This window comes from Sphingomonas bacterium (genome assembly GCF_903643035.1).
Taxonomy (GTDB): domain Bacteria; phylum Pseudomonadota; class Alphaproteobacteria; order Sphingomonadales; family Sphingomonadaceae; genus Sphingomonas.
This window is the reverse complement of record NZ_CAHJWW010000063.1, coordinates 1-12,659: the sequence shown is the minus strand read 5'-3', so window position 1 is coordinate 12,659 and position 12,659 is coordinate 1. Positions and strand designations below refer to the sequence as shown.

Sequence of the window (12,659 nt, the reverse complement as noted above, 5' to 3'; positions counted from 1 at the left end):
CGCCGCCGAGCGTGCCTTCTCTTCGCGCATTCCCGAAGCAGAATCGCTCTCCGGCGTGCTCGCGCTCGGCAAAGCACTCGAGACACCCAAAAAGGGCGCTAAGGAATCGGCGAACGCGCTCGCCAGCGGGCGCAGCGTGCGCGTGAACGGGCGCGCGGCCTTGGCGGCAGCCGACACGTCCGCGACGAGCGCGGCGACCTCCGCCTCGTCCAGTCCCGCATCGGGCCGGTGGAGTTCGGCGAGATACCGGGGCGGCGCCTGGAGCCCCAGCCAGCCGGCAAGCCGGTCGGAAAGCTCGACCTGACCATCGACGCGCACGATCATCGCCTGCATCGGCGCGGAGGCGACCAGCGCCTGGAGCCGGCGGACGGCATGGCCCTCCCCCGACGCGGCCCGCCGCGCGCGCAGGCCGTGGAACAGCATCGCCGCGCCGCAGATCACCAGGATCGCCACAAGCGCGCCCAGCAGCACCACGGTCACCGTCGGTATCGCGATCATCGCGGCCTCGCGCCGCTGGCCCTGCCCGTCATCGGTTCGCTCTTAGGCCATGCGGCCCGACGGCGGCAATTGCGGGGGCGAAGATCGACCAACGATGGCGAAGGGCCGCGAACGTCGGATGACGAACGCGGCCCCGCTATCCTGCGCTACGATCCCGATCAGTAGCGGTAATGGTCCGGCTTGAACGGACCCTCGACCGGCACGCCGATATAGCCGGCCTGCTTCGGGGTCAGCTGCGACAGATGCACGCCCAGCTTCTCCAGATGAAGCGCGGCGACCTTCTCGTCGAGGTGCTTGGGCAGGACGTACACCTGGTTCTGGTAGTTCTCGCCCTTCGTCCACAACTCGATCTGCGCGAGCGTCTGGTTGGTGAAGGATGCCGACATCACGAACGACGGGTGACCGGTCGCGCAGCCCAGGTTCACCAGACGACCCTTGGCAAGGATGATGATCTGCTTGCCATCGGGGAACTTCACCAGATCGGTGCCCGGCTTCACCTCGTCCCAGCCATAGTTGGACAGGGCGGCGATCTGGATCTCGCTGTCGAAATGGCCGATGTTGCACACGATGCTCATCGGCTTCATCGCCGCCATGTGCTCGGCGGTGATGACGTCGGCGTTGCCGGTCGCGGTGCAGAAGATGTCGGCGCGCTTCACCGCCTCGTCCATCGTCACGACCTCGAAACCCTCCATCGCCGCCTGCAAAGCGCAGATCGGATCGATCTCGGTGACGAGCACGCGGGCGCCGCCGTTGCGCAGCGACTGCGCCGAGCCCTTGCCGACATCGCCGAAGCCGGCGACGCAGGCGACCTTGCCGGCCAGCATCACGTCGGTCGCGCGACGGATCGCGTCGACCAGCGATTCCTTGCAGCCGTACAGATTGTCGAACTTCGACTTCGTGACCGAGTCGTTGACGTTGATCGCCGGGAAGGGAAGCTCGCCCTTCTTGGCGATCTCGTACAGCCGGTGGACGCCGGTGGTGGTCTCCTCCGACACGCCCTTCAGGTTCTTCACCGTCTGCGTCAGATAGCCGGGGTATTTGGCGACATAGGCCTTCAGCGCGCGCTGGAACTCGACCTCCTCGTCATTCTCCGGCTCGCCAAGCGTGGCACCCGCCTCCAGCTTCGCGCCCCACAGCGCGAACATGGTCGCATCGCCGCCGTCGTCGAGGATGATGTTGGCCGTCTCGCCATCCGCATCGGCGCCCCAGTTGAAGATGTCGCCAACATAGTCCCAGTAGTCGGCCAGGCTCTCGCCCTTGATCGCGAACACCGGAACGCCCGTCGCGGCGATCGCGGCGGCGGCATGGTCCTGCGTCGAGAAGATGTTGCACGTCGCCCAGCGAACCTGCGCGCCCAGCGCGGTCAGCGTCTCGATCAGCACCGCCGTCTGGATGGTCATGTGCAGCGAGCCGGTGATCCGCGCACCCTTCAGCGGCTGCGACGTGCCGAACTCGGTGCGCAGCGCCATCAGGCCCGGCATCTCGGTCTCGGCAATGTCGATTTCCTTGCGGCCGAAATCGGCCAGTGAGATGTCCGCGACGACATAGTCAGTCGTCTGCGCGCCGTTGGTCTGGACGGGCGGCGTGTCGAGCGTGGTGGCCACGATGGTTTCTCCGGCTGATGCAATCGACGCGTCCTATCTCCTCGCCAGACGCCATGCAAATATAAAGATGTCTTTATATCGCATGTCGGCGATCCTGTCAGGCAGTCCCGGCCGGGCTGGCGATCAGCCGCCAGTCGATCCCCGCGCCCGTGAAACCCGCGGCCCAGCGCCCGTCCGCCCCGGTATCAAACAGTAGCGCCTCGTCCCCCGCGACGTTCAGCCATCCGTGGCGCGTCATCTCCGCGTCGAGCTGTCCCTCGCCCCAGCCGGCATAGCCAAGCGCCACGACCCAGCGTCCCGGTCCCTTGCCGGCGGCGATGGCGCGCAGCACGTCGATCGTGCCCGACAGCGCCCAGCGGACGACGCCGTCGCGCCCCATGACGTCGACGGTGTCCTGCCCGCCCCAATCGGTTGAATGCAGCACGAAGCCTCGCCGGGGCTCGACGGGTCCGCCCAAGTGTACGGGAACGTCCGGAGCATCGCCGGGATCGATCCCGAGCTGCGCCAGCAACTCGTGAAGAGCGAGCCCCGGGATCGTCTGGCCGATGCCGATCCCGAGCGCGCCGTTCGCATCGTGCGCGCACATCGCGATCACCGCCCGGTCGAAGCGCGGGTCGCCGATCCCCGGCATCGCGAGCAGGAACTGGCCGGTCAGGAAGCTGCTGTTCTCCATGACGGCACGATAGTCGGCCCTGGCTTGGCCCGCCATGCTTGAAATCGGCGCCATCGCCTGCGACCTGCACGCGGGCCGCGCACCGCGGCGCGACATACAGGAGATTTCGATGACGATCAGCGTCGGCGATCACGTGCCCAGCACCACCCTGACGAAGGCGACTCCCGATGGCCCAGACCAGGTCGGATCGGACGATTTCTTCAAGGGCCGCACCGTCGCGGTATTCGCGGTGCCCGGCGCCTTCACGCCGACCTGTTCGGCGCGCCATCTGCCTGGCTTCGTCGACAAGGAGGCCGAGCTGAAGGCCAGGGGCGTGGACGAGATCGCCTGCACCGCGGTCAACGATCCGTTCGTGATGGCCGCGTGGGCGAAGGCGAACGACGCCGGAGCCATCACCATGCTGGCGGACGGCAATGGCGAGTTCGCGACCGCGATGGGGTTGACGATGGACGGATCGAAGTTCGGGCTGGGCCAGCGCAGCCAGCGTTACGCCATGCTGGTGAGGGACGGCGTCGTCGAGCAGCTTAACGTCGAGGAAGGCGGGCAGTTCGCGGTCAGCTCGGCGGAACATCTTCTGTCGCAGATATGATGCCGGACGATCGGGGCGGGACGGGGCGGTGGCATCCTGCCCCCTCCCCCGAGCTCATGCTCCGGTCTTGTCAGCCTTTCCCGGTCAGCCTAGCCGCCAGGAATGACTAGTGCCGCCGACCTCGTCGCCGAGCTGGACCGACTGTACCGCGCCTCGGTCGATCGGCTCCAGCGGGCGCTTTCCGCCTTCGTCAGCGACGGTACGCCGCCCGATCCGGCGGTGCGACGCGACGGATCGTTCGCTTACCCCGAGATCCGGCTGCGGTACCGCGGCGGTGAGGGACGGCCGACGCCGATGCGCTCGTTCGGGCGGTTGTCGATCCCCGGCGACTATCGGATCAGCGTCACAAAGCCCGCGCTGTTCGCCGACTATCTGATCGAGCAGCTGACGCTCCTGATCGAGGATCACGACGTCGCCGTCGAGGCGGTGGCCGGGCGGCAGGAGATCCCGTTCCCCTATGTGCTTGATGCCGGCCATGCGCTGAGCCTGGACGAGGTGTCGGCATCCGAGATCGCGCGCTTCTTCCCGGCGACGCAGCTTGCGCATATCGGCGACGAGATCGCCGACGGCATCCGGACCGCGCAGGAGCTCGACCGGCCGCTGGCGCTGTTCGACGGGTTGCGCACGGATTTCAGCCTCGCGCGGCTGCGGCACTACACGGGCACGCCGCCCGAGCACTGCCAGCGGTACGTGCTGTTCACCAACTATCACCGCTATGTCGACGAGTTCGTCCGCTGGGGCGCGTCGCAGCTGGGCGCCGACAAGGAGCGGGGCAGCCGCTTCACCGCATTGTCGGGCGCGGGCGGGGTCGTGATCGAGGACGGCGCGGACGTCGAGCGGATCGTGTCGGACAGCGCGTGGCGGCGGCATCAGATGCCCGCCTATCACCTGATCGCGCCCGACCGGACGGGCATCACGCTCGTCAACATCGGCGTCGGTCCGTCCAACGCCAAGACGATCTGCGACCACCTCGCGGTGCTGCGCCCCGAGGCATGGATGATGATCGGGCACTGCGGGGGCCTGCGCCCGTCGCAGCGGATCGGCGACTATGTCCTCGCGCACGCCTATCTGCGCGACGACCATGTGCTCGACGACGTGCTGCCGCCCGAGATCCCGGTGCCCGCGATCGCGGAGGTACAGCAGGCGCTGGCGCGCGCGGCCGCGACGGTATCCGGCCAGGACGGCGACGAACTGAAACGCCGGCTGCGCACCGGCACGATCGTGACGACCGACGACCGCAACTGGGAACTGCGCTATTCGCAGTCGGCGCTGCGCTTCTCGCTGTCGCGCGCGGTCGCGATCGACATGGAGTCGGCCACCATCGCGGCGCAGGGGTATCGCTTCCGGGTGCCGTACGGGACCTTGCTGTGCGTGTCGGACAAACCGTTGCATGGCGAACTGAAACTGCCCGGTCAGGCCAACCGCTTCTACGAACGCGCGATCGCCGAGCACATGAAGATCGGGATCGAGACGTGCGAGCAGTTGCGCCGCGAGGGTCCCAAGCTGCACAGCCGCAAGCTGCGCGCGTTCGATGAGCCGCCCTTTCGCTGACGACGTTCCGCCGCCGGTCGCCGCCGGCGCGCGCGGAGTCGTTGCGCGTTGGAAACCATCCTGCCGTGACGCGTTACCCGCCATCATGCCGCTACAGGAGCACTCGATGGCCGACGACACGCCCGACGCACCCGCATCCGCGCCGACCGACTCGCCGGCGCCCAAGCGCCGCGTCGGCCGACCACCGTCCACCAGGTCCGAAGGCGCCGCGAAGCCGGCCCGCAAGCCGCGGACGGTGAAGGCAACGGTCGTGGCGGCCGAGGAAGCGGTCGTCGAGGTCGCGAGGAAACCCGCCGCCGCGGTCGCAGGCGCGGCGCGCTCCGCCGTCAAGGCGGTGAAGCCGCGCGCGGCCAAGCGCACCACGCCGCCGACCACGAGCAAGGCCAAGGCCAGGAAGGCCTCGGCCAGGTCCGGTAAGGGCTGGAGCACCACGGCGATCGCGGGTGGCCTCGCCGCCGTGGGCGCCGTCGCGACCGCGGCGTTGCTCGCGTTGCGCAGCAGCAGTTCCAAACCCGCACCGTCGCCAGCGCCCAAGCCCCATGCCCCCGACCCCGATGGTTCCAACCTCGGCGGCAAGGCGCACCAGCCCGACGGCACCAGTTCCGGCGCGTCCTTTGGCGCGGGCATCGCGGACGAGAACACCATCCCCGACGCCGATTGATCCTGCCCGGTCTTCAGATCGTCGATCGCGCAAGGATGTCGGATCGGCATCCTTCCGTAGTCATGGTGTTAACCAGCACTCCGATGCCACTCATCACCACCCGCTCCTATACCGATGCCGATCGGGACGCCGCGCTTGCGATCTTCGACTCCAACTTGCCCGAATATTTCGGGCCGGGAGAACGGGCGTGGTTCGAGGAGTCGCTGGACGATCCCGATGGCCCGGCGCTGGTGCTGGCGATCGACGGGCAGCCGGTGGCATTCGGCGGGTGGGAGGTGTGGGATCACTACAACAAGGCCCTGCTGTGCTGGGGCATGGTCCACCGTTCGAGCCATGCGCTTGCGCTCGGTCGGCTGCTGTTGCTCGAGCGAGTGCTGGGCATCGCACGCAGCGCACCGGCGACCCGCTGGGTCACGGTCGACACATCGCCGCTCGTCGCGCCCTTCTTCGTCCATTGCGGGTTCGAGCAGACGAGCGTGTGGCCGGGCGGCTATCGTTCGGGAATGACGATGCACGAACTGCGGCTGGATCTGGCCGGCGCCGACGTCGCGGCGCTGGAAGGACGGCGCGACGCCGCGCGAGAGCGGGCGCAGGCGCGGATTGTCAACGACCGATAAATCTTTCGGCGGCAGGGTCGCACACGAATGTACGTTCGTGACCCTCTCGACTGGACGCCGGCCGGTGGCGGTAGCGGCGGCGCACGCGCGTTCGGGCGCGCGGATGTCCCGGATGTCCGGACGCCCGCGGCCTTGGCCACGCCCGGCGAGCCGGCTTCCTGGACCGTCGACCTCACCGTGGAGGTCGGATCGGGCCGCTGGTGGCGCGGCCTTGCGACATGCATGCTGCTCGTGGCGATGGCCTGCCTGCTCGCGCCCCGGCTGCCCGCGCTTGAAGGAGCGGTTCCCGCACCGCTCGCCGGCGTCGAGGCGCAGGCGGCGCGGGCGCTGACGATCGTGTCGCTCGGGCGGGGTGGCGACGGAGGCCGCCGCCTCGCTCCCACAGCCAGTGCCGTGCCGGTGGCCCGCGTCCCGGAGCGCGCCCGGATCGGGAGCGTCGTGACGATCGGCGTCGGCGACACGCTTGGGCGGCTGCTCCTGCGGGCCGGTGCGAGCGCGCAGGATGCCCGGGATGCGGAGGCGCTGGTGGCGCATACCGGCGCCGTGCTGTCGCCGGGCCTGCGCGTCACGGTGACGTTCGGCAGCCGCCCGGACCTATTCCATCCGCGCCCGCTCGACGCGCTGGCGTTGCGCCCGCGGATCGACCTCGCGCTGGCGCTCACCCGCGCGGGCGGGCGTCTGTTCCTGTCGCGCCCGCCGGTCGCGATCGACCGCGCGCCGTTGCGCCTGGGCGGCGTGGCGGGCACGGGCCTCTACGAAGCGATCCGCGCCGCGGGCGTGCCGGCCGAGGCTGCAGCCGATTATCTGAAGGCGATCGCCCCGCGCGTGCCGTTCGGCGAAGTGACGCCGACCGACGCCTTCGACCTGGTGATCGAACGTACGCGCGTCGCGTCGGGAGAAACCCGCTGGGGCCGCCTGCTGTTCGCGGGCTTCGGCACGGGGCCGCACGCGCTCCGGCTGGTGCGATGGACGCCGGGGACCCGGGACGGGAACGGCCACGATGGCTGGTATGACGCCGACGGACAGACGCAGCGACAGCAGGGGTCGCTCGGCATGCCGGTCGCGGGGCATATCACGTCGGGTTTCGGGATGCGGTTCCATCCGATCCTGGGCTATTCGCGGATGCACAAGGGGATCGACATCGGCGCGCCGGTCGGCACCCCGGTGTTCGCGGTGATCGACGGCACGGTGCTGTCGGCGGGGTGGACCGGCGGCTATGGCAATTTCATCCGGCTGGCGCATGGCGGCGGCATGGGCAGCGGCTATGGCCATCTCAGCCGGGTCGCGGTCCGTGCGGGCGAGGCGGTACGACGGGGACAGGTCATCGGCTATGTCGGCTCGACGGGCATGTCGACCGGGCCGCACCTCCACTGGGAGATAACGCGCGGCGGCGTCGCGGTCGATCCGCTGCCGATCGCGCAGGCGGGAATGACCACGCTGGAAGGCGCCGCGATGCCGGCGTTCCGCGCGCGTGTCGCCTGGCTGATGGGCCTGAAGCGCGGCGGCTAGATTACTCCGCCGCCATCGCGCCCAGCACCGCCGCCTCGTCGGCCGCCTCGATCTCCGCCGCCTTGGCCTCGACCAGCCGGACGATATGGTCGACCATGCCGGCATCCTCGACATGATGATCGGTCACGCCCGACAGATATACCATGTGCCGGCCGTTGCCCCCGCCGGTGACGCCGATGTCGGTCTCGCGTGCCTCGCCCGGTCCGTTGACGACGCAGCCCAGCACCGAAAGCGACAGCGGCGTGCGGATGTGCTGCAGTCGCTCCTCCAGCTTCTGCACGGTGCGGATCACGTCGAACCCCTGCCGCGCGCAGCTCGGACACGAGACGACGCGCACGCCGCGGTTGCGGATGCCCAGCGCCTTCAGCATCTCGAAGCCGACGCGCACCTCTTCCTCGGGCTCTGCGGACAGCGACACGCGGATGGTGTCGCCGATGCCGAACCACAACAGCGAGCCCATGCCGATCGCCGACTTGACGGTACCGCCGATCAGCCCCCCCGCCTCGGTGATGCCCAGGTGCAGCGGGCAGTCCACCGCCTCCGCCAGCTGCTGATAGGCGGCGACGGCCAGGAACAGGTCCGACGCCTTCACCGCGACCTTGAACTCATGGAAATCATGGTCCTGCAACAGCTTGATGTGGTCCATCGCGCTCTCGACCAGCGCCTCGGGACACGGCTCGCCGTATTTCTCCAGCAGGTCCTTCTCCAGGCTCCCGGCGTTGACGCCGATGCGGATCGCGCAGCCGTTCGCCTTGGCCGCGTCCACCACCTCCTTGACCCGCGCCGCCGACCCGATGTTGCCGGGATTTATCCGCAGGCAGGCCGCGCCCGCGTCCGCCGCCTCCAGCGCGCGCTTGTAGTGGAAGTGGATGTCGGCGACGATCGGCACCCGCGACGCCCGCACGATCTGCTTCAACGCCGCGGTCGATTCGACGTCGGGGCAGCTGACGCGGATGATGTCGACGCCCGCGTCCTCGCAGCGGCGGATCTGGTCGATCGTCGCGACGGGATCGCTGGTCGGCGTATTCGTCATGGTCTGCACGGTGACGGGCGCATCGCCACCCACGGGCACGTTGCCGACCATGATCTGGCGGCTCGGACGGCGCACGATGTCGCGCCAGGGACGAAGGGACATGGGAGTTCCTCTTGGGGACAGTTCCCTTATAGCGCGCCGGAGGCCGCGAACCTAGAGCGACCCGATACCATGCCCCCTGATTTGCCCATGGCGAGCAGGATGTCGGACGGGCAACCGCTCCGCCGAGATGCTGGATCGCATCCGCTGGAACAGGCCGGAAGAGTTCGGTCTGTGGTAGCAAACGCACCATGCGGAAGACATTTCGCTTTGGGGCACCTGGCGCTAGCCATGCTGTCTCGCTCTCGACATGCTGGCGAGAACTCACCGTGCCGTCGAACAAGGCGCCTATAAGGGCGGCGGAGATAGCCAAGGTGATTTACCCTTCAGTCACATGGGCGGTGTCAGCAAAACCACCACCACCGTCCATCTTAGATTGAAGCTGGAGCGACTAGGTCACCGGGTGCTGATCCTGGATGCTGATCCTCACTGTAATCTCATCGGATTGACGCTTGAGTCCGCGTTCGCGAGACTAGTAGTTTATGAACGATCGTCCGTTTCCTTAACCTCTTAGCCGTAGTTCGCGCCTGTCATCAGCAGGAGGGGATCAGACGTGAGAAGGTCATTCATCATCGGCGCGGCGCTCGCGACGTTGGTCGGCAGCGCGGCGTCGGCGCAGGAGGCATATTACTGGCCGGCGCAGGCGTCACAGTCCGGACCGGGCGTCCGGACCTACTTCCCGATGGGGACAGGCTTGGCGCTCCGCACCCGCACGGAGGCGAATACCAAGCAGATGAAGCCGGGCGACCGCGTGTACCTCGAAGTCGCCGAGAGCCTGTCCTATCGCGGGCAGATCGTCGTTCCGGTCGGTGCGCCCGCCGTCGCCGAGGTCGCGCGATCCGAGCGCAATGGGCATTTCGGCAAGAAGGGCCAAATCGAAATACATTTGCTTTATGTCCAGACGCCCTACGGCCCTGTCCGGCTCAGCGGAGGCACTTCCGCTAGGGGCAAGGAAGCGACTGCGTGGTCTCTCCCCGTTGCCGCCTTAATATCTTGGCCCGTCATCTTTGTTCACGGCACCAGCGGCTACATCAGGTCGGGCACCGCGATCACCGGCTACCTTGCCGAGTCGCTGACCTTCAACGCCGCGCCGCCCGCCCCGCAGGTGGCGACGGCGGCGATGGCACAGCCGGACGATGCCCGCGCTCTTCCTGCGCGCTTCGAGCCGGGCGCGTTCGGCGACAAGGGACCGGGCTTTTTGAGCCGCTAACCGGCTTCCACGACACACTGGATGCGCGACGTTGCGATCAGCATTCCGGGAAGAACGCCATCGTGGTCGGGCTGGATCAGCCTGCCCACGATGAAGCGTGGTTCCGTCACGAGGACGCCAAGGTCGTCGACGGTCGCCGCATCGACATCAAGCTCGACGGGCAGGTTATTGCAGATGGGTGGAAGCGGAGCGTCGCCATCACGCGACCTCCTTTCGACGCTGCGGGTTCGTAACGCTCATACGCTGAAAGGTGGGTACGAATCAGGCTTTCGGATTGGTACCGGTGCTACCTATTATAGGAAGAGTTGCTGGGGCGGCAGGATTCGAACCTGCGAATGGCGGCATCAAAAGCCGCTGCCTTACCGCTTGGCGACGCCCCATCGCGCAGGAGCGGGGCTTATAGCGAGGCCGCGCGGCTTTAAAAGCGGATTAGGCCGGTCAGGTCAATCGTTCGAGCCAGCCGTGCGGATCCGGAGCCGCGCCGCGCTGAAGGTCGACGAGTGCGGCGCGCAGGGCCTGGGTCGTCTGTCCCGGACCACCGCCGCCGATCTCGAAATCGCCGCCGCCCGATTTCACCGTGCCGACCGGCGTGACGACGGCGGCGGTGCCGCAGGCGAACACCTCGCGCAGCCGGCCGCTCGCCGCATCGCTGCGCCACTGGTCGAACGCATATGGCTCCTCGCGCACTACCAGACCGCGCCCGCGGGCGAGCGCGATCAGCGAGTCGCGGGTGATGCCGGGCAGGATCGTGCCGGTCAGCGGCGGCGTGAGCAGCGATCCGTCGTCGAACACGAAGAAGATGTTCATGCCCCCCAGCTCCTCGACCCAGCGGCGCTCGACCGCGTCGAGGAACACCACCTGCTCGCAACCCTGGCGCATCGCCTCGGCCTGCGCGGCGAGGCTGGCGGCATAGTTGCCGCCGCATTTCGCCTCGCCGGTGCCGCCGCCGGCGGCGCGGGTATAGGTCTGCGACACCCAGATCGAGATCGCGGGCGCCGCGCCCTTCTTCCAATACGCCCCGACCGACGAGGCGATCACCATGTAGAGATAGTCGGCGGACGGCTTCACGCCCAGGAACACCTCGCTCGCGATCGCGAACGGGCGCAGGTACAGCGCACCGTCGGGGCCGGATGGGATCCAGTCGGCGTCGGTGCGCACCAGTGCGCGGCACGACTCCAGGAACAGCTCCTCGGGCAGCTCGGGCATCGCGAGCCGCCGCGCGCTGCCGCGAAAGCGCCGCGCGTTTGCGTCGGCACGGAACAGCGCGACGCCACCGTCCGCGAGGCGATAGGCTTTCAGCCCCTCGAAGATCTCCTGCGCGTAATGGAGCACCGCGGATGCCGGGTCCATCGTCAGCGGCGCACGCGCGCGAACCGCCGGCTCGTGCCAGCCCCGCTCGCGCGAATAGCGGATCACCGCCATATGGTCGGTGAACACCTGCCCGAAGCCGGGGTCGAGCAGCGCCGCATCGCGCTCGCTCGCCGGGACCGGGCTGGCATGCGGCTCGAAGGCGAACACCGGGGAAGAGGTCATGGGGGTGATAGGCGCGGCATCGGCCATCGGCAGTCTGCTCCAGCGGCGCGCGCCGGCGGACGCGTGCGGGTCGATCGGGGTTGCGGCGGCGTAGGGCGGATGGCAAAGCCGGTCAACATGGCTGCCCTACCATCGACCGCCCCAGGTGCCCCCGCGCCTGCCCCCGCCCCCGTCCCCAGCACGCCGGCGTCGCCGCTGTTCCTGCGCGACGCCGAGCTGCGCCGGGGCATGGAACTGCTGTATTTCGGGCATAGCCACCTGACCCGCTCGATCGATCAGGGGCTGGCCGATCAGGGGCTGGGACGCGCGCATCACCGCGCGCTGTACTTCATCGCCCAGAAGCCGGATCTGACCGTCAGCGAGCTGCTGTCGCTGCTCGCGATCACCAAACAGTCGCTCGGCCGGGTGCTGAACGAGCTGAGCGAGCGGGGCCTGGTCGAGACGCGACCCGGCGAGCGCGACCGGCGGCAGCGGCTGCTGCGGCTGACGCCGGTCGGATCGCGGATGGAGCACGACCTGTTCGACGCCGTCCGCCGCGGCATGAGCGCGGCCTATGCGCGGGCGGGGCAGCATGCGGTGACGGGGTTCTGGGCGGTACTGGAAGGGTTGATCCCGGAAGCGGAACGCGCGCAGGTCGACAGCCTGAGGGGATAAGCGGGACGGGGCGGCGGCGGTATCGACCTCAGCCCCTCGCCGCCGCCGCGAGTTCCCCGTTGCGCCGCGCGGCCGCCGCCAGCGTCTCCGACAGCAACCGTCGCAGCGCGTCGTCGCGATTGAGGATGTTCAGCCCCTCGCGCGTCGATCCGCCGGGGCTGGCAACCCGGTCGGCGAGCACGGACGGGCTCTCGTCCGCCTCCATCGCCATCCGCGCCGATCCCGCGACCGTCGCTCGCGCCAGCCGTAGCGCCTGGTCGGCCGGCAGCCCGAGCGCGGCACCCGCGGCGGCGAGCGCGTCCACGAACCGGAACACGAAGCCCGGCCCACAGCCCGACAGCGCCGTCACCGCGTCGAACACCCCCTCGTCCGCGATCCATTCGACATGGCCGAGCGGCGCCGCGAGCGCGACCGCGAGCGCGCAGATC

Annotated in this window: 14 protein-coding genes, 1 tRNA gene and 1 pseudogene; 9 read left to right on the top strand and 7 right to left on the bottom strand. The window is 68.8% G+C overall.

What is annotated here, in order from left to right; translation table 11 throughout:
* The 3 genes and pseudogenes from HUV01_RS06015 to HUV01_RS06005 form a co-directional block, all read right to left on the bottom strand.
* Window positions 1–498: pseudogene (locus HUV01_RS06015) on the bottom strand (hypothetical protein); the annotation flags it as partial.
* Between the two features lie 158 nt (window positions 499–656).
* A complete protein-coding gene (gene ahcY / locus HUV01_RS06010; protein WP_174297396.1) occupies window positions 657–2,102 on the bottom strand; it encodes an adenosylhomocysteinase in 1,446 nt (481 codons plus the stop codon).
* A gap of 97 nt (window positions 2,103–2,199) precedes the next feature.
* On the bottom strand, window positions 2,200–2,775 hold the full coding sequence (locus HUV01_RS06005; RefSeq protein ID WP_174297397.1) for a YqgE/AlgH family protein: 576 nt from the start codon (window positions 2,773–2,775) through the stop codon (window positions 2,200–2,202).
* A gap of 109 nt (window positions 2,776–2,884) precedes the next feature.
* Between HUV01_RS06005 and HUV01_RS06000 the strand changes: the two genes are divergently transcribed.
* The 5 genes from HUV01_RS06000 (at window position 2,885) to HUV01_RS05980 (ending at window position 7,702) form a co-directional block, all read left to right on the top strand.
* On the top strand, window positions 2,885–3,364 hold the full coding sequence (locus HUV01_RS06000; protein WP_174297395.1) for a peroxiredoxin: 480 nt from the start codon (window positions 2,885–2,887) through the stop codon (window positions 3,362–3,364).
* 102 nt (window positions 3,365–3,466) lie between these two features.
* Entirely contained in the window at window positions 3,467–4,915 is a 1,449-nt protein-coding gene (locus tag HUV01_RS05995) for an AMP nucleosidase (protein WP_174297394.1), read from the top strand.
* Between the two features lie 106 nt (window positions 4,916–5,021).
* On the top strand, window positions 5,022–5,576 hold the full coding sequence (locus HUV01_RS05990; protein WP_174297393.1) for a hypothetical protein: 555 nt from the start codon (window positions 5,022–5,024) through the stop codon (window positions 5,574–5,576).
* An 83-nt stretch (window positions 5,577–5,659) separates the two neighbouring features.
* On the top strand, window positions 5,660–6,193 hold the full coding sequence (locus tag HUV01_RS05985; RefSeq protein WP_174297392.1) for a GNAT family N-acetyltransferase: 534 nt from the start codon (window positions 5,660–5,662) through the stop codon (window positions 6,191–6,193).
* Window positions 6,194–6,220: 27 nt separating this feature from the next.
* Complete coding sequence (locus HUV01_RS05980; RefSeq protein WP_174297391.1) at window positions 6,221–7,702, top strand: M23 family metallopeptidase; 1,482 nt, start codon at window positions 6,221–6,223, stop codon at window positions 7,700–7,702.
* A gap of 1 nt (window position 7,703) precedes the next feature.
* Here the strand turns inward: HUV01_RS05980 and ispG are convergent, their stop codons facing one another.
* Window positions 7,704–8,837 (bottom strand): flavodoxin-dependent (E)-4-hydroxy-3-methylbut-2-enyl-diphosphate synthase, encoded by a 1,134-nt coding sequence (gene ispG / locus HUV01_RS05975; protein WP_174297390.1) that lies wholly within the window; start codon window positions 8,835–8,837, stop codon window positions 7,704–7,706.
* A gap of 247 nt (window positions 8,838–9,084) precedes the next feature.
* On the opposite strand from ispG, the gene HUV01_RS15460 reads away from it, so the two are divergent.
* From HUV01_RS15460 to HUV01_RS05960, 3 genes are all read left to right on the top strand, one after another.
* Entirely contained in the window at window positions 9,085–9,348 is a 264-nt protein-coding gene (locus HUV01_RS15460; RefSeq protein WP_174297389.1) for an AAA family ATPase, read from the top strand.
* Between the two features lie 180 nt (window positions 9,349–9,528).
* The gene (locus HUV01_RS05965) at window positions 9,529–10,044 is read left to right on the top strand and encodes a hypothetical protein (RefSeq protein WP_174297388.1); all 516 of its coding nucleotides are present in this window, start codon (window positions 9,529–9,531) and stop codon (window positions 10,042–10,044) included.
* Window positions 10,045–10,106: 62 nt separating this feature from the next.
* Window positions 10,107–10,277 carry a hypothetical protein gene (locus tag HUV01_RS05960; RefSeq protein ID WP_174297387.1) on the top strand — a complete coding sequence of 57 codons (171 nt, stop codon included), beginning with the start codon at window positions 10,107–10,109 and terminating at the stop codon, window positions 10,275–10,277.
* Window positions 10,278–10,352: 75 nt separating this feature from the next.
* Here HUV01_RS05960 and HUV01_RS05955 read toward each other — a convergent pair.
* Together HUV01_RS05955 and HUV01_RS05950 are read right to left on the bottom strand one after the other, a co-directional pair.
* Window positions 10,353–10,424 (bottom strand) — tRNA-Gln (locus HUV01_RS05955).
* 58 nt (window positions 10,425–10,482) lie between these two features.
* The gene (locus HUV01_RS05950; RefSeq protein ID WP_174297386.1) at window positions 10,483–11,577 is read right to left on the bottom strand and encodes a branched-chain amino acid aminotransferase; all 1,095 of its coding nucleotides are present in this window, start codon (window positions 11,575–11,577) and stop codon (window positions 10,483–10,485) included.
* Between the two features lie 117 nt (window positions 11,578–11,694).
* Between HUV01_RS05950 and HUV01_RS05945 the strand changes: the two genes are divergently transcribed.
* Entirely contained in the window at window positions 11,695–12,231 is a 537-nt protein-coding gene (locus HUV01_RS05945; RefSeq protein ID WP_174297385.1) for a MarR family transcriptional regulator, read from the top strand.
* A gap of 28 nt (window positions 12,232–12,259) precedes the next feature.
* Here the strand turns inward: HUV01_RS05945 and HUV01_RS05940 are convergent.
* Window positions 12,260–12,659, bottom strand: a 400-nt coding sequence (locus tag HUV01_RS05940) for a pyrroline-5-carboxylate reductase family protein (RefSeq protein ID WP_302480024.1), incomplete at its 5' end; no start/stop codon positions are given.

Bases quoted from the DNA above. Each gene is read 5' to 3' on its own strand.
- HUV01_RS05945 (WP_174297385.1), top strand. From the start codon at position 11,695: ATGGCTGCCCTACCATCGACCGCCCCAGGTGCCCCCGCGCCTGCCCCC.
- HUV01_RS06000 (WP_174297395.1), top strand. From the start codon at position 2,885: ATGACGATCAGCGTCGGCGATCACGTGCCCAGCACCACCCTGACGAAG.
- HUV01_RS05990 (WP_174297393.1), top strand. From the start codon at position 5,022: ATGGCCGACGACACGCCCGACGCACCCGCATCCGCGCCGACCGACTCG.
- HUV01_RS05950 (WP_174297386.1), bottom strand. From the start codon at position 11,577: ATGACCTCTTCCCCGGTGTTCGCCTTCGAGCCGCATGCCAGCCCGGTC.
- ispG (WP_174297390.1), bottom strand. From the start codon at position 8,837: ATGTCCCTTCGTCCCTGGCGCGACATCGTGCGCCGTCCGAGCCGCCAG.
- HUV01_RS06005 (WP_174297397.1), bottom strand. From the start codon at position 2,775: ATGGAGAACAGCAGCTTCCTGACCGGCCAGTTCCTGCTCGCGATGCCG.
- HUV01_RS05980 (WP_174297391.1), top strand. From the start codon at position 6,221: ATGTACGTTCGTGACCCTCTCGACTGGACGCCGGCCGGTGGCGGTAGC.
- HUV01_RS05995 (WP_174297394.1), top strand. From the start codon at position 3,467: ATGACTAGTGCCGCCGACCTCGTCGCCGAGCTGGACCGACTGTACCGC.
- HUV01_RS15460 (WP_174297389.1), top strand. From the start codon at position 9,085: ATGCTGGCGAGAACTCACCGTGCCGTCGAACAAGGCGCCTATAAGGGC.
- HUV01_RS05985 (WP_174297392.1), top strand. From the start codon at position 5,660: ATGCCACTCATCACCACCCGCTCCTATACCGATGCCGATCGGGACGCC.